This is a genomic window from Pseudomonas azadiae, assembly GCF_019145355.1.
Lineage (GTDB): Bacteria > Pseudomonadota > Gammaproteobacteria > Pseudomonadales > Pseudomonadaceae > Aquipseudomonas > Aquipseudomonas azadiae.
Genome location: NZ_JAHSTY010000002.1, coordinates 1,805,422 through 1,826,263, shown reverse-complemented (window position 1 = coordinate 1,826,263; position 20,842 = coordinate 1,805,422). Strand labels below are relative to the sequence as shown.

The following is a 20,842-nucleotide window of genomic DNA, read 5'->3' as shown; positions in this document are numbered from 1 at the left end:
GACACTCCATTCGTGGGGTGGCCTGGGCCACCCCGCCTGTTCAGGCGTTAGTTGATGCGCGGATGCTGCTGCACCAGATTCTGGCGCTTGGCCTCCAATGCGGCAATCTCGGCGTCGATATCTTCGATCTTCTGCTCGATATTGTCATGGTGTTCCTGCAGCAGTTCCTTGGCTTCTTCCATGTCCGAAGCGGCCGGTGCCGCACCGCGCAGGGGTTTGTTGGCGGTTTCCTTCATGGTCAGGCCGGTCACCAGGCCGACTACGGCAAACACCATCAGATAATAGGCGGGCATGAACAAGTCGTTGGTGCTTTCCACCAGCCAGGCCACGGCGGTCGGGGTGAGGCCGGCAATCAGCACCGAAACATTGAACGCACTGGCCAACGCACTGTAGCGCAGGTGGGTGGGGAACATCGCGGGCAGCGTCGAGGCCATCACGCCGATGAAGAAGTTGAGGATCACTGCAAGGATCAGCAGGCCCGCGAAGATCAGCCCGATCTTGCCGCTGGTGATCAGCATAAATGCCGGAATCGCCAGGAACAGCAGGCCGATGCTGCCGGCGATGATGAATGGCCTGCGGCCGATCTTGTCGCTGACAAAACCGATGAACGGCTGCACGAACAACATGCCCACCATGATCGCGATGATGATCAGCACGCCGCTGTTTTCTTTGTAGTGCAGGTTGTGCGACAGGTAGCTCGGCATGTAGGTGAGCAGCATGTAGTACGTGACGTTGGTCGCCGCGACAATGCCGATACAGGTCAGCAGGCTGCGCCAGTGTTTGGTCGCCACTTCCTTGAACGAGACCTTGGGCCCGTGGGTCAGGCCTTCGCGGTCGCCTTGTTCGAGCTTGTCCATGTGCTGCTGGAAGGCGGGGGTTTCTTCCAGGGCATGGCGCAGGTACAGGCCGATGATGCCCAGAGGCAGGGCGAGGAAGAACGGCAGGCGCCAGCCCCAGGCTTCAAAGTCCGCTTCGCCCAGGACGCTGGAAATCAGCACCACGACGCCTGCGCCCAACACGAAACCGGCGATGGAGCCGAAGTCCAGCCAACTGCCGAGGAAGCCGCGCTTGCGGTCCGGGGCGTACTCGGCGACGAAGATCGAGGCGCCGGTGTATTCGCCGCCGACCGAAAAGCCCTGGGCCATCTTGCACAACAGCAGCAGGATCGGCGCCCAGATGCCGATGGACGCATACGAGGGGATCAGGCCGATCGCGAAGGTGCTCAAGGACATGATCACGATGGTTGCGGCGAGCACCTTTTGCCGCCCGTACTTGTCGCCCAATGCACCAAAGAACAGACCGCCCAGGGGACGGATCAGGAAGGGCACGGAAAACGTACCGAGCGCGGCGATCATTTGTACGCTGGGCGAGGCATCGGGGAAGAACACCTTACCGAGCACGTAGGCGACAAAGCCGTAGACGCCAAAGTCGAACCATTCCATGGCGTTACCCAGTGCGGCGGCGGTGATCGCCTTGCGCACCTTGGTGTCATCGACGATGGTGATGTCTTTCAATCCGATGGGCTTGACGCTTTTCTTACGTAATTTCATGCGGGACACTCTAAAGCAGAACAGGGGAGGTGCCATCGCACCGATGGCACCGCTCTGTCAGTTCAGATACAAGCGGACACTAAATAATTCACCACTATCTTGGTTTTTTTGCTTGCCTGGGTTTTGTAGTGAGCGGGCTTGCCCCGCGCTGGGGGCGGAGCGCCCCTAATAACGACACCGCATTTTCATCCAGAACCCAGCCGCCTGGTTTGGGGCGGCTTCGCCCCCCAGCGCGGGCAAGCCCGCTCACTACAAGGATCATTTATGTTTACGACCGAGTCGCGTCTTGTCTACCGTCAGCCGCTTCCCAGCGACCTGCAGCGATTGTTAGAGATCTTCGGCGATCCGCAGACCAACCAGTTCAACCCCGCCGGCCCCCTGGCCAACGTAGACGCGGCGCAACGCCTGCTGGACCAGTGGCTCCAGCAGTGGGCGGCCGAGGGTTACGGTTGGTGGGCGATTGCCCTCAGGGAGGCGCCGCAATTCATCATCGGCTTTGGCGGCATCGCTCCCCTCAACTACCTGACTGAGCGACGCGTCAACCTGGGTTATCGATTCGCTGTGCAAGCCTGGGGGCAGGGCTACGCCACCGAAGTGGCTCGGGATGCCCTGGCGCTGGCCTTCGAAACCCTCGGCTTGCCCGAAGTATTCGGCCTTGTGCGCCCGGACCATGCCGCGTCGATTCGCGTGCTGGAAAAGATCGGCATGCAGCCTTTCGGCCTGCTGGATGATGTGCCGGGCAGGGCGCCGAGTCGAGTGTTCAGGATTTGTCATCCTACAACTGCTCACGCCTGACACGGCACTTAACCTCGCAATAGCTCGATAAAGCACAATCTTCAGATTGACAGCGTTCAGGCGTCTCGCTATAAAAGCGGCAGTTGTACGACGACATATGTCGTTACATATGTCCTATCTAACAAAAATAAAAAGTGATGCCATGAACCTGATCGAGCCCATCCATGCGCACCGCGTTGGCCAAGCTGTAGGCAACTATCGCTGGACCATCTGCGCGATGCTGTTTTTCGCAACTACCGTCAATTACCTTGACCGCCAGGTGCTCAGCTTGCTGGCGCCGCAACTGTCGACGCAATTTGGCTGGAGCAACACCGACTACGCCAACATTGCCGCGGTGTTCCAGTTTGTCTACGCGATTTCCATGCTGTTCGCCGGGCGCTTTGTCGACAGGATCGGCACCAAGGCCGCCTACGTGGTGGCGATTGGCATCTGGTCCACGGGCGCCATCATGCACGCGTTCTCGGTGCCGATGGGCGAGGGCATCGCCGCCATCAGCGGGGCGATCGGCCTGGCGGTGATACCGGTGTCGATTGCCGGTTTCATGTTGTCCCGCGCGGTGCTGGCGATTGGCGAGGCGGGCAACTTCCCGATCGCGATCAAGGCCACCGCCGAATATTTCCCCAAGAAAGAACGCTCGCTGGCCACGGGGATTTTCAACTCCGGTGCCAACGTCGGTGCAATCCTGGCGCCTATCTGCGTGCCGTTGATTGCCGGTCTGTGGGGATGGGAAGCAGCGTTTATCGTGATCGGCGGGCTGGGTTTCGTGTGGGTCGCGGTGTGGATCGCGCTCTATAAGAAGCCGGACGAGCAACCGCGCCTGTCCGCCGAAGAGCTGGCCTATATCCGTAGCGACCAGACCGTGCAGCCCTTCACCCCCGCGCGCGTTGGTGCGGTTGAGAAAAAAGTCTCGTGGTTCAAATTGCTTACCTATCGCCAGACCTGGGCGTTTGCCTTCGGCAAGTTCATGACGGACGGCGTGTGGTGGTTCTTCCTGTTCTGGCTGCCTACCTACCTGTCGGCGCAATATGGCATGAAAGGTCCCGATATCGTGCTGCCGCTGGCGGTGCTGTACAGCATGACCATGGTGGGCAGCATCGGTGGCGGCTGGTTCCCCAGCTACTTCATGGCACGCGGGGATGCACCCTACGATGGCCGCATGAAAGCCATGCTGGTGATCGCACTGTTCCCGCTGGTGGTATTGCTGGCGCAGCCGCTGGGTTACATCAGCTTCTGGATCCCGGTATTGCTGATCGGCGTGGGCGCGTCGGCGCACCAGGCGTGGTCGTGCAACATCTTCACCACCGTGTCCGATATGTTCCCGCAGAAGACCGTGGCCTCGGTGGTCGGTATTGGTGGCATGGCCGGCGGCCTGGGCGGCGTGGTGATGACCAAGATCGGCGGCTGGGTGTTCGACTACTACAAGTCCATCAACGATATCCACACCGGCTACATGATCATGTTTGCGATCTGTGCGCTGGCCTATCTGGTGGCCTGGAGTGTGATGAAGGCACTGGTGCCGCGTCACAAGGAAATCACTGACCTGTAATCGGCACGGGCAGGTCGGCGCAATGCCTGCCTGTCAGGACGATTCGTACTGCCAGGATCACGCCGATCAGTACCGTCGTCAGGCCCGCCGCTTCCATCGGCGTCGGGCCGCGACCTTCGAATGCCAGGCCGAGCAGGCTGGCGAACACGGATTCAAGCGCAATCAACTGACCACTCAGCACCATGGGCAGGCGACGCGTCGCGGCGTTCCAGGCCCAGGCGCCGACCACGGTAGACATCAGCGCTATCACCAGGCTCCAGGCAAACAGCGGCGCCGCCTGCTCAAACCCGACACCGAGGACCGGCAGCCTCAGCAGGCCGAGGGCCAGCAATGGCGGCAACAGGCAAAGCGCGGCCACGCCGGCGCCCACCAGCATCAACGCAGTCCATGCGCCCGTCGCCTGAGCCGGCAACCGCACCAAGTGCTGTTGATTGAGCACGCTGAACAGCAGCCATATGCCAACGGCGCCCAGCGAACATAACAACCCCGCCAGCCAGGTGCCTGCATCCAGCGTCGATTGATGGAAGCTGCCGACGTTCGACAGCAGCAGCCCGACCAGCAGGCACGCCAAGGGTGCGATCAGCCGGCGCCATTCGACGCTTTTGTGGCGGGCATTGCCCAGCAAGGCGAGCAACAGCGGCACCATCCCGACCATCGCGGGCGTGAGCACCGGCCCCGCCAAGTGCACGCCAGCGGCGATGCACACGCCGTACCCCAGGCAACCCAGCGCTCCCAGGCCTGCGGCGAGTAACCGCTGGCCGGGCGAGATCAACGGCAACCGAGCGCGACACAGGATGATCCCGCCGACGCCGAGCACGCCGACGAAAAGGAATCGCACCATCATCAGGTCGTAGAGGCTGTAGGGGCCGGTGACATAGGGCGTGATGAAGTTCAGCGCCCAGCCCAGGGTTGCCACCACCGCAAACAGCAGGCCGAGAAACAATGAGACAGCTGCCGGGTTCATCCGCAGACCTCCATCCGGTAATCGACAGCCATGGTGCGCGGCCGCGCGGCTGTGCTACAAACGAGTTCTCGGCCCTGGATGCATAACCGCTGATTATGAATGCGCTCGGCAAAACCTTACCGCCCCTCGCCAGCTTGCTGCCCTTTGAATCGGCCGCACGCCTGGAGAGTTTCTCCAAGGCGGCCGATGAACTGCACATCACCCAGGCCGCGATCAGCCGGCAGATTCGCGGGCTTGAGGACGACCTGGGGGTCAAGTTGTTTGTGCGGCGTAATCGCGCCGTATTTCTCACGCCGCAAGGGCGCGAACTGGCCAGTGTGGTCAGCGCAGCGCTGCACCGCATCGGTGAAAGCGCTGCGAGCCTGCGTGCCACCGTCCACAGCCACCGGGTGGTGTTGCTCTGCCAGTTGTGTGAAGCGTTTTATTGGCTGATGCCGCGCTTATCGACCTTTCACCAGCAATGCCCGCATATCGAGATCCAGGTGGTGACCACCACCCGGCCATTGACGGAATTCAGCGACCCCTTCGACGTTGCCCTGCAAAGCACGCGGCGCGCCAGCGGGGCGCATTGTCTGATGTTCACCGCGTCGGACGACGTCTTTCCGGTGTGCAGCCCAGCCTACCTCAGCTTGGGCGAACCGCTGCCCTTGAGCGGGTTGCAACGCCAGACGCTTCTGCACCACAGTGCTGCGCCACCGCACCTGATGGCGTGGGAACAGTGGATGCAGGTATTTGGCCAGACGTTACCCGAGGACGCGCGCAGCGCGACGTTCGACAGCTACCCGCTGATGTTGCAGGCCGCGGTGGAAGGGCATGGGATTGCCATGGGCTGGCGCCGCACCGCAAGCTGCTTGATGCAGACGGGAGCGCTGGTGAGGCCGTGCGCGGAGAGCGTGCACTTGCCCGAGGCTATTTCGGTTTACCGGCATCAGGCGGCGGGGAGGCGGGATGAAGTGGCGGCGCTGCTCGCCTGGCTCGAGGCGCAACTGCAGGAGGAGTGACAGGGGCTTTGTCGCCCCTGTCGTGCGCGGTTATTGGTTACGCGTTACCCGCCAAACGGTGTTGGCCAGGTCATCGGCGATGATCAACGCGCCTTTCGGGTCCACCGTCACGCCCACCGGGCGCCCACGGGTCTTGCCGTCATCACCGCGAAAGCCGGTGGCAAAATCGACGGGCTCGCCGGAGGGCTTGCCGTTGCTGAAGGGCACGAAAATCACCTTGTAGCCCACGGGGTTGTCGCGGTTCCAGCTGCCATGCTCGCCGACGAAGACGCCGTCGGCGAACTTCTCGCCCATTTGCGGGATAGAGAAGTCCACGCCCAATGCCGCGACATGGGAGCCCAAGCTGTAATCCGGTTTGATCGCGGCGGCGACTTTGGCCGGGTTCTGCGGTTGTGCACGCGGGTCGACGTTCTGGCCCCAATAGCTGTAGGGCCAGCCGTAGAACGCACCTTCACGCACGGACGTCAGGTAGTCCGGCACCAGGTCGGGGCCCAGTTCGTCACGCTCGTTGACCACCGTCCACAGTTGCCCGGAACCCGGCTGAATGGTCAGCGCCGTCGGGTTGCGCAGGCCAGTGGCGTAGGGTTTGTGCGCGCCGGTCGCGGCATCGATCTGCCAGACCATGGCGCGGTCGATCTCGACTTCCATGCCGCGCTCGGTGACGTTGCTGTTGGAGCCGATCCCCACATAGAGCTGGCGGCCGTCTTCGCTCGCCGCGAGGGACTTGGTCCAGTGATGATTGATCTGCGCCGGCAGGTCGGTGACCTTGGTGGGCGGGCCGCCGGCCTTGGTCTGGCCGTCTGCATAGTCGAAGCTCACCAACGCGTCCTGGTTGGCCACGTAGAGTTTGCCGTTGGCGAACGCCAGGCCGTACGGCGCGTTGAGGTTGTCGGCGAAGACTGTCTTGAGTTCGTAGGTGCCGTCACCGTCGGCATCGCGCAGCAACGTCAGGCGGTTGCCGCCCTTGACCTTGGTATTGCCCTCGGCCTTGATCAGGCTGGCGATCACATCCTTGGGCTTGAGCTTGGCCGCACTGCCGCCACGGCCTTCGGCCACCAGGATGTCACCGTTGGGCAGCACCAGGGTCTGGCGCGGGATCGCGAGGTCAGTGGCGATGGCGGTGATGCTGTAGCCCTCTGGCACCTTGGGTTTCTGCTCGCCCCAGGGCGCAGGCTCGGCAATTTTCATGCTCGGCAGCAGGCTGCTTTGTTGCTCCGGCAACTTGGGGTCGGGGCCACGCGCCTGGGTCTTGTCACCCTCGCCACCGCAGGCGGTCAGCAACAGGGCGGCACTTAACAGGGTCAGTGTGCTGGACGTTTTCATTGGTCGACTCCCGAACGCAGGTTAGTCAGGCCGATCCACGCGGCAACCAATGCCAGCAGCGTGACGATCGCCGAAAGCACCAGGCCCGCGGGCATCATTGCGAAGGCATCCTTTGCATGCTGGAAGGCATTGACCAGGCCGAGTACCCAGGCGGCGAGCAGCAGCAGGAAATAGGCGGCCGGTCGCCCGGATTTACGTTCGGCGCGAAGCAGATTGACCAGCGCGAACAACAGCGCGAATCCACTGAATACCAACGCGCCCGCAATCAGCCAGGACGCGAAGTTGGCCCATTGAATCTGGTAGGTCTGGCCGTAGGCAATGTCACTGAGCAGGGCGCCCAGAAACAACGGGACGCTGCCGGCAAGCAAGATCGCATGCAGCGCACCGGGCCTTGTCGGGTAGTAGGTGGGGAGGGTAGTCATGTGGGGGGCGGCTCCTTATTGACGATGCACAGGGGAGTGCATAGGAAAGGAGCGTACGCTTTGTCAGAAAGTTCATTGGCTTTCGTGTCGGGATGTTATCGGCCCATGGCGTCTACACAACTTGTAGTGAGCGGGCTTGCCCCGCGCTGGGCTGCGAAGCAGCCCCATACCAGGCGATTCGGTTCTGTCTGAAGCACTGCGGTGTCTTTATTGGGGCGGCTTCGCCACCCAGCGCGGGACAAGCCCGCTCACTACACACTGCCTGCGCCAAATAAGATGGCGGTTAAGCAGTGAACCCCTGGCCCGGCCGGGCGCCTAAGCCCCTATAATTCTGACGATTGCCCACCAATCAGGCCCCCCCATGACCCATCCCCGCATCGGCTTTGCCTGCCAGTACAAGCATCCCGAACGCCTGCTGTCGACCAGCGCCCTGAAGCTGATCGAAGGCCCGTTCAACCCGCGTACCACCACCCTGCGCTGGATGGACGGGGTCACCGCGCAAGTCGCCCGCGACAAGCTGGTGGAAGTGGTCACCCACAACCTGGCCGCCCAACTGCGCCTGTTGGCCTATGTGGCTGAACTGCCGCCGACCTTGCGCATGCTGCGCTTGAGCAGCGATCTGCTGCCGTTCTACAGTCACCCGAAAGTCGCCGCCGTGTACAAAGACCCGGCCATTGAGCGTCAGTTGGCGCAAGGTTTCGCCGCCATCGGTGAACTGGCGCGCGCGTCGGACATTCGCCTGTCATTCCACCCTGGCCAGTACTGCGTGCTCGGTTCGGAAAACCCTGGCGTGGTGGAAAACAGCCTGGCCGAGTTCGAATACCACGCCGACATGGTCCGCATGATGGGCTACGGCCGACGCTTCCAGGACCTCAAGTGCAACGTGCACATCGCCGGCCGCCTGGGTGTGGAAGGCACCCGCGCGGTGTGGTCGCGCCTGTCGGAGGTGGCGCGCAATTGCATCACCTTCGAGAACGACGAGAAGACCTACGGCCTCGATTACTGCCTGCAAATGGCCGACCTTGCGCCGGTGGTGCTGGACATTCACCATTGCTGGATCAATGAAAACGACTACATCGCTCCCGATTCCGAACGGGTTGCCCGCGTGATTGAAAGCTGGCGCGGCGTGCGCCCGACCCTGCATTACTCGCAGCCGCAGGAAGTCTTGCAGGAACTGGGGTTCGACGCCGAGCAAAAGTTGGAAATGGAGGCGCTGTTGCAGGTGGTCTCCAAGCGCGATCTGTATGCTCACAGTGCGCAGATGTGGAACCGTTGGACCAATGACTACGCGCTGCAGTTTTTCGATCGCTTCGACATCATGCTCGAAGCCAAGGACAAGAACGTGGCGGCGCTGGCGTTTTATGAGCATTTCAAGCGCCGTTCAAGCTAGAGAGAGGAGCCTGCACCCATGCCCACCCTGCACCTGCTGTGCGGCAAGATCGCCTCGGGCAAATCCACGCTCGCCAAGCGCCTCGGCGTGCAACACAACGCAGTTGTGCTGAGTGAGGACCAGTGGCTTGCGCAGCTATACCCCGCCGAAATAGCGTCAGTGGCCGATTACCTGCGCTGCGCTCAACGCATTCGCGGCGTGCTGGAGCCGCTGGTGGTGGGCATGCTGGCCTCCGGCGTCAATGTCGTGCTGGATTTCCCGGCCAACACCCTGGCCAATCGCACCTGGCTGGTGGGCCTGGCGCAGACGGCGGGCGTACCGCACCGCCTGCACTACCTGGAACTGGACGACGCCACCTGCCGCGCCCGCCTGCACGCGCGCAATACGCAAGGTGAACACGACTTTGCGGCGACGGACGCCGAGTTTGACCTGATCACGCGGCATTTTTATCCACCCAGTGAGGAGGAGGGCTTGGTGATTGAGGTGCATCGGCCGTGAGTAGAACGAACGCCGGAGGTATCGACCCCGAGGGGTTCATCCTCACCGTTCCCCAGACTGGCGTGCAGTCACCATTTCAGCCATTGCTTGATGATGTCTGCACCTCTCTCTCGCGGGAGGAACTGGGATTGGACGGCATCTACCTTTATGGCAGCATCGCACGTGGCGACGCCGTGCCGGGTGTTTCCGACCTTGACCTCACCCTGGTGCTGCGCGAATCGCCGACTCCACAGGTACTGGAACAATTGGAAACGCTGCGGTGCGACATCGAACGTCGGCACCCGCTGGTCACCAAGGTCGATTTTGATATCGGCAGCCGCGCGCAGGTACTCGCGGCGCAAAACACGTACAGCTGGGGGTTCTGGCTCAAGCATCACTGCCGATGCCTGTGGGGTAATGACCTTGCACTGCGCTTTGAGCCGTTTCGCCCCTCACTCGACGTTGCCTTGGCGGTGAATGGAGACTTCGAATCGGTATTGGCCGCCTATCTTGCGCGTATCGCGCGCGCCGACACAGCGCAGCAACGGCTTGTCTTGCAGCGCGAAGCCTCACGCAAATTGCTCCGGGCCACGCAGGTGCTACGGCCGCAGGATGCGCTTACATGGCCGCAGACGCTTGAAGAGCATGTTGCGCTGTTCGTCCAGAGTTATCCGGCGAAGGTAACGGAGCTGGCGTTCTTCCTGTTTGAAGCCCGAAATCCGAGTGCCGACGCCGAAAAGTTCGCAGTGCGTCTTGAAGCGTTTTTGGCGTGGATGCTCCTGGAGCAACGATAGTTTTCCTGGTGCTCGTATGATCAAGCGGAGTGTCAGGCGAAAAAAATGCCAGCAATGCCGCCGCCTTCGCAGCCTCGCCGGGGCTCGACAGCTACCACAGTTGAGCTTCGTCGCGGCTGAGATTGGGCCAGGCGCTATAACGCAAATCCAACCCACACAGCCGATCCCCTGTGGGAGCTGTCGAGCTTTAGCGAGGCTGCGAAAGCGGTGGGTCAGGCGATGAAAATGCCAGCAATGCCGTCGCCTTCGCAGCCTCGCTGGGGCTCGACAGCTCCCACAGTTGATCTTCGTCGCGGCTGAGATTGGGCCGGCTGCTGCAACGCAAATCCAACCGACAAAAGCCGATCCCCTGTGGGAGCTGTCGAGCTTTAGCGAGGCTGCGAAAGCGGTGTGTCAGGCGATGAGGATGCCAGCAATGCCGCCGCCTTCGCAGCCTCGCCGGGGCTCGACAGCTCCCACAGTTGATCTTCGTCGCGGCTGAGATTGCGCCAGCCGCTAGACCGCAAATCCAGCGTACACAGCCGATCCCCTGTGGGAGCTCTCGAGCTTTAGCGAGGCAGCGATAGCGGTGTGTCAGGCGATAAAAATATTGGCAATGCCGCCGCCATCGCAGCCTCGCTGGGGCTCGACAGCTCCCACAGTTGAGCTGCGTCGCGGCTGAGATTGCGGCAGCCGCTAAACCGCAAATCCAGCGTACACAGCCGATCCCCTGTGGGAGCTGTCGAGCTTTAGCGAGGCTGCGAAAGCGGTGGGTCAGGCGATGAAGATGCCAGCAATGCCGTCGCCTTCGCAGCCTCGCCGGGGCTCGACAGCTCCCACAGTTGAGCTGCGGTGTGGTTCAAATTGGGCCAGTCGCTGGACCGCAAATCCAACCCACATAGCCGATCCCCTGTGGGAGCTGTCAAGCTTTAGCGAGGCTGCGATAGCGGTGTGCCAGGCCATCGGAAAAGACAGCTATGACTTGAACCGCCCCACCAACCCATTCAATTCATCCGACAGGTCCGACAACCGCGCCGAGTCGTCCTGTGCCGAGTGGGCCAGGCTTTCCACCAAGCGCGCCTCGTCGTAGATCTGTTGGATATGCCGGTTGATCTCTTCGGCCACGCTGTGTTGTTCCTCGGCGGCGGCGGAGATCTGCAGGTTTTGATCGCGGATCTCGTTGACCGACGTCTGTATGCCTTCAAAGCTGTCGCGCGCGCTCTCGATGGAGGCGACGCTGGCCCGCGACAAGTCCAGGCAACTGCCCATCTTTTGCGTGACTTCCTCGGTCTTGCTGCCAAGGGTGCCGAGCAGTTGCTCGATTTCGCCGGTGGAGTCCGAAGTGCGCTTGGCCAACGCACGGACTTCGTCGGCCACGACGGCGAACCCACGGCCCTGGTCACCGGCGCGGGCGGCCTCGATGGCGGCGTTGAGCGCCAGGAGGTTGGTCTGTTCGGCAATCGCGCGGATGGTGCCAATGATCTGGTTGATGCTGCGACTGCCAGCCTCCAGTTCAGCCATGGCCTCGGACGACTCGGTCAAGCGGCGCCCCAGACGGTTGACGTTGTCGGTGGTGACTTCGATCTGCTGCTTGCCCTCGGCCACGCGACGGTGCCCGTTTTCGGCGGACTCCGCCGCGCCGCTGCAGGAACGTGCCACTTCGTTGGCGGTAGCGACCATTTCGTTGAACGCCGTGGACACCAGCTCCACCGCTTCGCGTTGCCGGCCCGCGGCCTCGTTCATGTTGTGCGCCACTTCGCTGTTGACCTTGGACGCGTTGTGCAGATTGGCCGAAGCCGCACCGATATGCTGGATCAGCTGACGAATCGCCGCGAGGAACTTGTTGAACCAGCCGGCCAGTTCGGCGGTTTCATCCTTGCCTTGCACCTGCAGTTCGTGGCGCAGGTCACCTTCACCCTCCGCGATGGACTGCAAGCCGGTGCTGACCTGGCCGATGGGCTTGACGATGACCTTGGAAAACGCCGCCGCGATCAGCCCGAATATCAGCACCAAGACGCCCACGATAATGGCGGTGAGGTAGGTCATGCGCATGGCTTCGGCCATGACTTCGCGCTGTTCGATCAGCCCGATATAGCGCCAGCCCAGGCCGGGCGAGGTCCATATGTTAGCCATGTAGCGTACGCCATCGATCACCACTTCGGTGGAACCCTGGGGTGTGTCGGCCAGGTGCGCATACGGTGCGCCCAGGTCCTTGAGCGGCTTGAAACCGTGGGCTGCGTCACGCGGGTCAACCAGCACCACGCCGTCTTCGATCAGCATCACGTAGCCGCTTTCTCCCAGCTTGATGCTCTTGACCAGTTCGGTGAGGTTTTTCAGCGAGACGCTGACCACGAACACGCCCTTGGCCTTGCCGTTTTCCAACAGCGCCCGGGCGGTGCCGACCAATGCCACGTCGTCTTTGTCGTAGTAATAAGCGGGTGTACGCACGGTCTTGCCGGGGCTGGCCATCGCTGCCTTGTACCAGGGCCGGGTGCGCGGGTCGTACTTGGCCAGTTGCGGGTCATCCGGCCACTTGGCGTAGGTGCCGTCTTCCAGCCCGATCGACAGGATCGCCGCCGCCGGGTGGGTGGCGCCGAAGCGCGCGAAACGCTCGATCACCGCTTGGGCTTCGGCGGGCATTGGCTGGCTGGCGGCATCGGCGGGCTGATAGTTCTTGAGTGTGTTAATCGACGTGTATACAGGATCGGTGGCCATTTGATCGACGTTCTGCAGCGTGCCATCGAAAAACTGGCGGATGTTGCCGTCGATCTGGCGGATTTCCCGAGTGCTGCCGTCGATAAATTGATCCACCGCCTGGGTCCGTGTGTTCATGACGGAAATGACGGCCACCAGGCTCACCGGGATAAAAGCCACAGAAACAAACGCCAGCACCAGCTTATTTTTTATTTTCATCGAGACGACCATCAGCGTGAAGGGCGGCCAAATCATCGTGCTCAAGCGTATGAGCTACGGCGATTTGCTATCACTGTGTTTCGGCCCGGATTCGAGAAACCTTTAGGGTTTTTTGTACACAATACAAATTGCGATTGTTCTGTATCCAATCAGTACACATCACGCAGATAACGTTTCTGCTCGCTCAACTGGCGCCAATACTCCACGGCGCCTTCAACACCAAGCCCACCGTGGGTTTGCGCGACGTGCCGCAGGGCCTGGTCGACGTCTTTGGCCATATGGCTCGCATCGCCGCAGATATACAGCTTGGCGCCCTCCTGTAACCAGCCCCACAGCTGCGCACCCTGTTCGCGGATGCGGTCCTGCACGTAGACCTTCTGCGCCTGGTCGCGGGAGAACGCCAGGCTCAAGTGGGTGAGCAGGCCGTCGTGCTGCATGCCTTGCAACTCTTCCCGGTAATAGAAATCAGTGGCCGCGTGTTGTTCGCCAAAAAACAGCCAGTTACGGCCTTGATGTCCCAGGGCGCGACGCTCCTGCAAAAACGCACGGAAGGGTGCGATGCCCGTGCCGGGGCCGATCATGATCATCGGCACATCGCCATCGCTTGGCGTGCGGAAGTGCTTGGACGGCTGCACGAACAGCGGCACTTCGCCGTCGCCGACCCGGTCGGCCAGGAAGGTCGAGGACACGCCTTTGCGCTTGCCATAGCGCACGGCGGCCACGGTGAGGTGGACTTCCCGCGGGAAGGCCTTGGCGCTCGATGCGATGGAATACAAGCGCGGTTGCAGGCGCCTGAGGGTGCCCAACAGTTCGTCCGCCGAGCACTCGATGGGGTATTGCTGCAATACGTCCGCCAGTTGCCGGCCCCACAACCACTCATTCAGTTCGGCCTTGTGCTCGGGGTTGAGCAAATGCTTGAGGCCTGGATTGGCGCTGCGCTCGGCGATGAAGGTCAAGGTGTCGCTGCTGGGGCGGGCGATTTCGAAGTGTTGGGTGAGCGCCTGTTGCAGCGGTACGTCGCCGAAAGTGTCGATGTTCACGCAGGTGCCGGCATCCAGGCGCGTCAGTTCGAGCAGTTCGCTGACCAGTTCCGGGCAGTTGCGTGGCCTGACACCGAGGGCATCACCGGCTTCATAGCTCAGCCCGGAGTCGGCCAGGTCCAGGGCGAACTGGCGGGTTTCCTTGTGCGGGCTTTGCGGGTTCAGGTGCCGGTTGAGCAGCAGGCGCGAGCCATACAGCTTGGTTTTGCCAGCAGGCGTGGCAGGCGTCGCGGGCGCTACGGGCTTTGCCGGGTTGAGGCTTTGCTGGAACCGCACCAGCCAGGCGTCGGCGGGCGCTTCGAATTCGGTGTCGCAGTCGACGCGTTCCAGCAGGCGAGTGGCGCCCAGTTCCAGCAGGCGCTGGTCGAGCCGCTTGCCGTGGTTGCAGAACTGGTCGTAATTCGGGTCGCCCAAGGCCAGCACCGCAAAGCGCAGCGACTCCAGGCGCGTCTCGGCGGTGCTGAGGCTGTGCCAGAAGCCCTCGCCATTGTCCGGCGGGTCGCCGTCGCCAAAGGTGCTGCTGATCAGCGCCAGGGTGTGGGTGCTCGCCAGTTTGCTTGCGGGGAAGTCCGCCATCGCGCTCAACTCTACGCTGATGCCGGCCTCGCGCAGACGCTTGGCGAACCGCTCGGCCAGGGCCTCGGCATTGCCGGTCTGCGATGCCCATAGCAGGGTGACTGCCGGGGCGGGCGCTGCATTGTTTTGCGCACGGCTGAACAAGCCGCCGAGCAAGCCGTCCAGCCACAAGCGCGACTCCCGGGCCAGCGGCGCATTCGCCGGTAGCGTCGGTACGCCGTCGTCCTCACGTGCGGCACTGGACCGCAGGCCACTGAGAAAACCAGCAAGGTAGGTGCGTTCGCTCTCGCTCAACTGAGGCGGCGACACCGTGCGAAGGCCGGCGATGTCGGCGAAAACGTCGAGGCGCGAGATGCCGAGTTCCTCTGCTACAGGGGCTTGGGGGGCCAGAAACTGGTGTTCGATCAGTTCAACCCGGGCCAGGGACACAGCGCAGAACTTGAACCCGGGCTGCAACGAAATCGGGTCGACAGCATCATGCGTCACCGCGTTGATCGCCAGGTTTTCGCCGAACACATCATTCCAATGGAACGGTGCGAAACAGTTGCCGGCCTGCACACGGCGGGTGACCACGGCCGGCAGCACGGCGCGGCCACGCCGGGAGCGCACCTCCACGGCGTCCTTGTCCTTGATGCCCAGGCGCGCGGCGTCTTCGGGGTGCAGTTCCACGAACGGGCCGGGGTTGAGTTTATTCAGCGTGGCGACCTTGCCGGTCTTGGTCAGGGTGTGCCATTGGTGCTGCACGCGGCCGGTGTTGAGCACGAAGGGGAATGCGTCATCGGGCAGTTCCGCCGACGGTAGATGGGGGCGGGCGAGGAACTGGCCTTTGCCGTTTTCGGTGGCGAAGGCAAGCGTGCCGTCCTTCACGTAGCGGATCGGGTTACGGTCCGCTGCGTCGCCTGATGCGCAGGGCCATTGCAGGGGTTTTTCGCGCAGGCGCGGGTAGCTTGCGCCGCGGATGTCGTAGCCGGTCTTGGGGTTCCAGGCACGTTTGATTTCTTCAAACACCTCAGCGGCGGATGCGTAGGTGAAGGCGTCGGCAAAGCCCATCTCACACGCGACCCTGGCGATGATCTGCCAGTCGGGCAAGGTCTCGCCGGGGGCGTCGACGGCCTTTTGCATCAGGGTCAGGTTGCGCTCGGAGTTGATCATCACCCCTTCGGCCTCGGCCCAGAGCGCGCCGGGCAAGAGGATGTCGGCGTAGCGGTTGGTCTCGGTGTCGAGGAAGGCATCCTGGGCGATCACCAGTTCGGCGGCTTGCAGGCCTTTGATGACGGTTTGGCGGTTGGGCACGCTGGCCACCGGGTTGGTGCAGATGATCCAGCAGGCCTTGATCTGCCCGGCCGCCATCTGCTCGAACAGCGCCACGGTACCGTCGCCGGCCTTGCGCGGCAGGCTGTCGCGGGGGATTTGCCACAGGTCCTCGATAAAGGCACGGTCCGCCTCGACCAACACCGAACGCTGCCCCGGCAGGCCCGGCCCCATGTAACCCATTTCGCGACCGCCCATGGCGTTGGGTTGGCCCGTGAGGGAAAACGGCCCGCTGCCCGGCCGGCAAAGGGCGCCGGTGGCCAGGTGCAGGTTGCACAGCGCGTTGGTGTTCCAAGTGCCGTGGGTGCTCTGGTTGAGGCCCATGGTCCAACAACTCATCCACTCGGCGGCCTGGCCGATCCAGTCGGCGGCCTGGCGGATATCGGCTTCGGCAAGGCCGGTGATGGCGGCGACCCGCTGGGGCGCGTAGTCTTCCAAAAACGCCGGCATGACCTCCCAGCCTTCGGTGAAGGCGGCGATAAAGGCCGGGTCGGTATGGCCGTTTTTCACCAGCAAGTGCAACAGGCCATTGAGCAAGGCCAGGTCGGTGCCCGGTTTTATCGGCAGGAACAGGTCGGCCTTGTCTGCGGTGGCGCTGCGCCGGGGGTCGACCACGATGAGTTTTGCGCCGGCCTTGACCCGGTCCATCATGCGCAGGAACAGGATCGGATGACAGTCGGCCATGTTGGCGCCGATCACGAAGAACACATCGGCGCGGTCGAAGTCCTCATAGGACCCCGGTGGGCCGTCGGAGCCCAGGGACAGTTTGTAGCCGCTGCCGGCGCTGGCCATGCACAGGCGCGAGTTGGACTCGATGTTGGCGGTGCGCACGAAGCCCTTGGCCAGCTTGTTGATCAGGTATTGGGATTCCAGCGACATCTGGCCCGACACGTAGAAGGCCAACGCATCCGGCCCGTGTGTGTCGAAGATCTGGCGCAAGCGGCCGGCGGTTTCGCTGATGGCTTTGTCCATGGCGATGCGCACCGGGTCGTGGTCCCGAGCCTGGCGCACATAGGCATTCTCCATGCGGCCGGACTCGGCGATGGCTTGCCCGCAGGTGGTGCCCTTGGTGCACAGGCGGCCGAAATTGGTGGGGTGGTCTTTGTCGCCGATGACCTTCACCACCTTGTTGTGTTCGACCTGCATGACGATGCCGCAGCCCACGCCACAATAGGGACACACGCTGCGTACGCTCTGGTTTGCCATCTATCACCTGTGTAAACAAAAAAGGCGCCTTGCAACCCTCCGTTGAAAACGGGGGTTACACGGCGCCTTTGTCGTGAGAGGGCAGTCAGCGTTGACTGCTTGGTTTGAATCTTCCTAGCAAGTCACGCGCCAGGTTCGACCCTGTAGTGAGCGGGCTTGCCCCGCGCTGGGGGGCGAAGCCGCCCCTGAACCAGTCACCCCAATTTCAAATGACACACCGCAGCGGTCCGATTAGGGCGGCTTCGCCCCCCAGCGCGGGGCGAGCCCGCTCACTACATGCACATTTATGAAGCGTGGCGCACCAGTTGGAGGCGCTGGAGAAGGTGTCTGGCTTATGCGATTGACGGCCAGGGGCCGTTGCCGCGGGCAGCGCAAGTGTTTGGCACAGACCCTGCAAGCTCCCCTTCAACCCACTTCGGTCAACGACGATCGACACCTTGGGCAATAGCGGTGGATCCGGCGCAGTCGCCCGGTCCCAACCTGCATAAGAACAGGCAAAGGCGCCTGGAACCGAAAGGTTTCAGGCGCTTTTTTTTGCTTTTTTAAACCGTGATGAGCTTTGTCGGGTGCTTTATATGAACAGTCTCAAAACCCTGATCGTCGTCGGCAATGGCATGGTCGGCCACCACTGTGTGGCGCAACTGATCGAACGCGGTGCGCTGAATCACTACCGCTTGCACGTGTTCAGCGAGGAGCCGATGCGCGCCTATGACCGGGTGCATCTGTCCGAGTATTTCACCGGCCGCGATGCCGAGTCGCTGGCACTGTCCGAAGCCTCGTTGTACCAGACCCCAGGGGTGACCTTGCACTTGGGCGTGCCGGTGCTGGAGATCGACCGCGCCCGCTGTGAGGTGATCACCGCCGACGGTTGCGTGGCCTATGACAAGCTGGTGCTGGCCACCGGTTCCTATCCCTTCGTGCCGCCCATTGAAGGCGCCGAGGGCGATTCGCGCCTGGTGTATCGCACGCTTGAGGACCTGGACGCGATTCGCAAGGCGGCGGCCAACGCCCGCCGCGGTGTGGTGGTGGGCGGTGGCCTGCTGGGTCTGGAAGCCGCCAACGCGCTGAAGAGCCTGGGCCTTGAAGCGCACGTGGTGGAATTCGCGCCGCGCTTGATGCCGGTGCAACTGGACGACTTCGGCGGCCTCGCGCTCAAGGCGCAGATCGAACGGCTGGGCGTGGGTGTGCATTTGGCGCGTGCGACCCAGTCGATCAGCGCGGGCGAGCAGTACCGCTACCGCATGAACTTTGCCAATGAAGAATTTCTCGAAACCGACCTGGTGGTGTTCTCCGCCGGTATCCGCGCCCAGGATGCGCTGGCGCGTCAGGCCGGCCTGGAGATCGGCCCGCGCGGCGGCGTGGTCATCAATGACGAATGCTTGAGCATCGACCCGAATATCTACGCGATTGGCGAGTGCGCGTCCTGGAATGGCAGCCTGTTCGGCCTGGTCGCGCCGGGCTACCAGATGGCCCGCGGGGTCGCCGCGCTGCTTTGCGAGCAAACCGCCGAGCCGTTTGTTGGCGCCGACATGTCCACCAAGCTCAAGTTGCTCGGCGTCGACGTAGGCTCCATCGGCGACGCCCACGGCCACACACCGGGCGCGCGCAGCTACCAGTTTATCGACGAAGCCAGCGCCAGCTACCGGCGCCTGGTGGTCGATGCATCAGGCAAGCATGTGATCGGCGCGGTGCTGGTGGGTGACAACAGCTACTACGACGCTCTGCTGCAATACATGCAAAACAGCATTGCGCTGCCGTCCGAACCGGCCAGCCTGATCCTGCCTTCGTCCGGCGGCGCACCGACCCTGGGCCCCGGCGCCTTGCCGGAGTCGGCCACGGTGTGCTCCTGCCACAACGTGACCAAAGGCTCGATTTGCTCAGCGATCGATAGCGGCTGCAGCGAGCTCGGTGCGCTCAAGGCCCAGACCAAGGCCTGCACCGGTTGTGGTGGCTGCGCCGGTCTGCTCAAGCAGGTGTTCGAGCATGAACTGATCGCCCGTGGCGTCAGCGTCGATAAAAGCCTGTGCGAACACTTTGCCTACACTCGCCAGGAGCTGTATGCCCTGGTACGCGTGGAAGGGATCATCACCTTCGACGAACTGCTGGCCAAGCATGGCCGTGGGCACACCGGTTGCGATGTGTGCAAACCGGCGGTGGGTTCGATCCTGGCGTCGTGCTGGAACCAGCCAATCATGGACGCGTCCCTCGTGCCGCTGCAGGACACCAACGATACGTTCATGGCCAACATGCAGAAGAACGGCACCTACTCGGTGGTGCCGCGCATTCCAGGCGGCGAGATCACCGCCGAAAAACTGATCGTGATCGGCGAAGTGGCGAAGAAATACGACCTCTATACCAAGATTACCGGTGGTCAGCGCATCGACCTGTTTGGTGCGCAATTGCACGAACTGCCGGACATTTGGTCCGAGCTGATCGCGGCGGGTTTCGAGACCGGGCACGCCTATGGCAAATCCACGCGCACGGTGAAGTCCTGCGTGGGCAGCACCTGGTGCCGCTACGGCGTACAGGACAGCGTGAAAATGGCGCTGCTGATCGAGGACCGCTACAAAGGCCTGCGTTCGCCGCACAAGCTCAAGTTTGCGGTATCGGGCTGCACCCGTGAGTGCGCCGAAGCCCAGAGCAAGGACGTAGGCGTGATCGCCACCGAGAAGGGCTGGAACCTCTACATCGCCGGCAACGGCGGCATGCGCCCGCGCCACGCCGAGCTGTTCGCCACCGACCTGGACGACGCCACGCTGATCCGCTACATCGACCGCTTCCTGATGTTCTACATCCGCACCGCCGACAAGTTGCAGCGCACCTCGGTGTGGCGTGAAAGCCTGGAAGGTGGCCTGGATTTCCTCAAGGACGTAATCCTGCACGACAGCCTCGGCCTGGGTGCTGAACTCGAAGCGCAGATGCAGCTGGTGGTCGACCGCTACGAATGCGAGTGGGCCAACGCCCTCGCAGACCCGGAAAAACTCAAGCGCTTCCGCACCTTCGTCAACGACAAACGCCCCGACCCGGACATCCACTTCGTCCAGGAACGCGGCCAGCGCCGGCCGATCATGGCCGCCGAACTCAACCTGATCCCCGTGATCGAGGAGACTGCCTGATGAGCACGCTCAACACTCAACGCAACCTGGCCACCTGGAAAAGCGTGTGCAGCGAGAAGGATTTGGTGAGCAACTCCGGCGTGGTGGTGTGGTTGGACGGCGCGCAAGTCGCGCTGTTCTACCTGCCGGGTGCGCAGAACCAGACGCTGTATGCCATCGACAACCACGACCCGGAGTCGGGGGCGAACGTGATCGGTCGTGGCTTGATCGGCAGTATCAAGGGCGACCTGGTGGTGGCGGCGCCGATCTACAAGCAGCATTACCGCCTCGAAGACGGCCAATGCCTGGAAACACCGGATCAGCACCTGCGGGTGTGGCCGGTGCGGTTGAACGGTGGAGTGGTGGAGATTGGGATGGAGTGATATTCCATCTACTGGAGTTGCGCCCGCCGCTGGAACGCAAATCCCACCTGCCACAGCCGGTCCCCTGTGGGAGCTGT

The 20,842-nt window shown here is 62.5% G+C and carries 14 protein-coding genes and 1 pseudogene; 8 read left to right on the top strand and 7 right to left on the bottom strand.

What is annotated here, in order from left to right:
• Positions 1–47: 47 nt before the first annotated feature.
• On the bottom strand, positions 48–1,550 hold the full coding sequence (gene proP, locus KVG91_RS24675) for a glycine betaine/L-proline transporter ProP (protein ID WP_169374994.1): 1,503 nt from the start codon (positions 1,548–1,550) through the stop codon (positions 48–50).
• Between the two features lie 264 nt (positions 1,551–1,814).
• Here proP and KVG91_RS24670 point away from each other — a divergent pair, with 264 nt between their 5' ends.
• Both KVG91_RS24670 and KVG91_RS24665 read left to right on the top strand, forming a co-directional pair.
• The gene (locus tag KVG91_RS24670) at positions 1,815–2,345 is read left to right on the top strand and encodes a GNAT family N-acetyltransferase (RefSeq protein ID WP_169374995.1); all 531 of its coding nucleotides are present in this window, start codon (positions 1,815–1,817) and stop codon (positions 2,343–2,345) included.
• A 142-nt stretch (positions 2,346–2,487) separates the two neighbouring features.
• A complete protein-coding gene (locus KVG91_RS24665; protein ID WP_169374996.1) occupies positions 2,488–3,891 on the top strand; it encodes an MFS transporter in 1,404 nt (467 codons plus the stop codon).
• Here KVG91_RS24665 and KVG91_RS24660 read toward each other — a convergent pair.
• Complete coding sequence (locus tag KVG91_RS24660; protein ID WP_169374997.1) at positions 3,878–4,855, bottom strand: DMT family transporter; 978 nt, start codon at positions 4,853–4,855, stop codon at positions 3,878–3,880. The two genes, KVG91_RS24665 and KVG91_RS24660, sit on opposite strands and share 14 nt — an antisense overlap.
• Before the next feature lie 95 nt (positions 4,856–4,950).
• Here KVG91_RS24660 and KVG91_RS24655 point away from each other — a divergent pair, with 95 nt between their 5' ends.
• A complete protein-coding gene (locus KVG91_RS24655; RefSeq protein WP_169374998.1) occupies positions 4,951–5,856 on the top strand; it encodes a LysR substrate-binding domain-containing protein in 906 nt (301 codons plus the stop codon).
• Between the two features lie 30 nt (positions 5,857–5,886).
• Here the strand turns inward: KVG91_RS24655 and KVG91_RS24650 are convergent, their stop codons facing one another.
• The gene (locus KVG91_RS24650; RefSeq protein WP_169374999.1) at positions 5,887–7,179 is read right to left on the bottom strand and encodes a PQQ-dependent sugar dehydrogenase; all 1,293 of its coding nucleotides are present in this window, start codon (positions 7,177–7,179) and stop codon (positions 5,887–5,889) included.
• On the bottom strand, positions 7,176–7,601 hold the full coding sequence (locus tag KVG91_RS24645) for a DUF2231 domain-containing protein (RefSeq protein WP_169375000.1): 426 nt from the start codon (positions 7,599–7,601) through the stop codon (positions 7,176–7,178). The genes KVG91_RS24650 and KVG91_RS24645 overlap by 4 nt, the downstream gene beginning before the upstream one ends.
• A gap of 361 nt (positions 7,602–7,962) precedes the next feature.
• Between KVG91_RS24645 and KVG91_RS24640 the strand changes: the two genes are divergently transcribed.
• From KVG91_RS24640 to KVG91_RS24630, 3 genes are read left to right on the top strand one after another with little or no spacing between them, the layout of a single operon-like run.
• Positions 7,963–8,991 (top strand): apurinic/apyrimidinic endonuclease family protein, encoded by a 1,029-nt coding sequence (locus tag KVG91_RS24640; protein ID WP_169375001.1) that lies wholly within the window; start codon positions 7,963–7,965, stop codon positions 8,989–8,991.
• A gap of 18 nt (positions 8,992–9,009) precedes the next feature.
• Positions 9,010–9,489, top strand: a complete 480-nt coding sequence (locus KVG91_RS24635) for an AAA family ATPase (RefSeq protein WP_169375002.1) — start codon at positions 9,010–9,012, stop codon at positions 9,487–9,489.
• Positions 9,486–10,262 carry a nucleotidyltransferase domain-containing protein gene (locus KVG91_RS24630; RefSeq protein ID WP_318840914.1) on the top strand — a complete coding sequence of 259 codons (777 nt, stop codon included), beginning with the start codon at positions 9,486–9,488 and terminating at the stop codon, positions 10,260–10,262. The genes KVG91_RS24635 and KVG91_RS24630 overlap by 4 nt, the downstream gene beginning before the upstream one ends.
• A gap of 954 nt (positions 10,263–11,216) precedes the next feature.
• Here the strand turns inward: KVG91_RS24630 and KVG91_RS28175 are convergent.
• The 3 genes and pseudogenes from KVG91_RS28175 to KVG91_RS24620 all read right to left on the bottom strand — a co-directional run bounded on the left by KVG91_RS28175 (position 11,217) and on the right by KVG91_RS24620 (position 17,287).
• The gene (locus tag KVG91_RS28175; RefSeq protein WP_404822465.1) at positions 11,217–11,984 is read right to left on the bottom strand and encodes a methyl-accepting chemotaxis protein; all 768 of its coding nucleotides are present in this window, start codon (positions 11,982–11,984) and stop codon (positions 11,217–11,219) included.
• Positions 11,985–12,071: 87 nt separating this feature from the next.
• Positions 12,072–13,073, bottom strand: a pseudogene (locus tag KVG91_RS28170) (cache domain-containing protein); the annotation flags it as partial.
• A 230-nt stretch (positions 13,074–13,303) separates the two neighbouring features.
• Positions 13,304–17,287 carry a bifunctional nitrate reductase/sulfite reductase flavoprotein subunit alpha gene (locus KVG91_RS24620; RefSeq protein WP_169377291.1) on the bottom strand — a complete coding sequence of 1,328 codons (3,984 nt, stop codon included), beginning with the start codon at positions 17,285–17,287 and terminating at the stop codon, positions 13,304–13,306.
• Between the two features lie 575 nt (positions 17,288–17,862).
• Here KVG91_RS24620 and nirB point away from each other — a divergent pair.
• Both nirB and nirD read left to right on the top strand, forming a co-directional pair.
• On the top strand, positions 17,863–20,403 hold the full coding sequence (nirB, locus tag KVG91_RS24615) for a nitrite reductase large subunit NirB (RefSeq protein WP_169377292.1): 2,541 nt from the start codon (positions 17,863–17,865) through the stop codon (positions 20,401–20,403).
• Positions 20,403–20,765: a nitrite reductase small subunit NirD gene (nirD, locus tag KVG91_RS24610; protein WP_169377293.1), complete on the top strand. Its 363-nt coding sequence runs from the start codon at positions 20,403–20,405 to the stop codon at positions 20,763–20,765. The genes nirB and nirD overlap by 1 nt, the downstream gene beginning before the upstream one ends.
• Positions 20,766–20,842 lie beyond the last annotated feature (77 nt).